General features: G+C 29.5%; 1 protein-coding gene. It reads left to right on the top strand.

The genetic code is table 11. The annotated features are described in order from the left end of the window. The first annotated feature begins 2 nt into the window (after positions 1-2). Positions 3-1,214: a LytS/YhcK type 5TM receptor domain-containing protein gene (locus tag AC1DTM_RS26805; RefSeq protein ID WP_477001311.1), complete on the top strand. Its 1,212-nt coding sequence runs from the start codon at positions 3-5 to the stop codon at positions 1,212-1,214. Positions 1,215-1,324: the final 110 nt, after the last annotated feature.

Here is a 1,324-nt window from a genome sequence, read left to right as displayed (position 1 = left end):
GTATTTTTGTTTTTTACTTTATTTATGATAGTGGGTACTTAGGGAAGAAATATAAGAAATTACTTATCATTCTTTGTACGAGCATCCCACTAATTTTATGTATGCGGTACCCTATCTATATGGATGAAAATTGTATTCATGATTTAAGACAAATCCCCTTTTTAATTGGTACACTTTATGGTGGATTTCCTGTCGGTATTGCATTACTCATGATTTTATTAATTACACGTTTTATGTTTTATGGTTTTAGCCTGTTAACAATCATTGTTTATGGAACGATGTTAATAATTACAGCATTCGCATCATCAAAATTTAAAACATACAATCGGAAAACGAAAGTAGCTTCATCTATGTTTTTAACTTTTTTCCTTGCAATATTTACAACAGTAATTGTTTTAACTCTATCAGATTTTGAAGTGAATAATTTKTACATTATTTATTTCATTCTATTACCCACTATTTTAATATTATTTATGGTCTATTTTAATGAAGTTTTAAAAGATGCAATATTCATGCGATCAAAATTAATAAAAGTTGAAAAAATGGAGATTGTCAGCCAACTTGCTGCAAGTATTTCACATGAAGTAAGGAATCCATTGACTGTTGTAAAAGGATTTACACAACTTTTAAAAACACCAAATATAACTCAACAATCCAGAGATGAGTATATTGAACATATTCTTGAAGAGTTAAATCGTGCACAAGCAATTATTGATGATTACTTAACTTTTGCCAAACCGGCTTCAGAAAAACTAGATCATATTTCAGTGGAGCACGAGTTAACTCGGGTTATTAATATGATGTTGCCTTTTTGTAACATGAATAATATTAATATTACAAAAGAGTTCTCAGCGGGAACAATTATTGGTAATACACAGCATTTCCATCAATGTTTTTTAAATTTAATAAAAAACAGTATAGAAGCAATGCCATGTGGCGGTAATCTAATTATTTCTGCAACTGTTAGTAATAATAAGGTCATAATAAGGATTCAAGATAGTGGAATTGGAATGTCGCAAGAGCAAATTAATCGATTTGGCGAACCGTATTTTAGTACAAAAACGAAAGGTACTGGTTTAGGTACGATGGTTGCTGTGAAAATTATCGAAACGATGCGAGGCACATTGAAAATTCGAAGTGTTATAAATAAAGGAACTACTTTAACTATCACATTACCTAAATACAGTAATGAAGAGATTTCGTATAATAAATGAAAAAGGAGCTATTAAGCTCCTTTTTTATTTATTTCGATACAAAAAGTATCTGCTATGTTTCTTAAAGTTTACATTTTGTGGAGACTAATTAGAAATTAGTACTCTTAGCT

The organism is Bacillus sp. P4_D3, from assembly GCF_056401855.1.
Note: the sequence above shows the minus strand (reverse complement) of the source record. Positions and strands in the feature narration are given on the sequence as shown.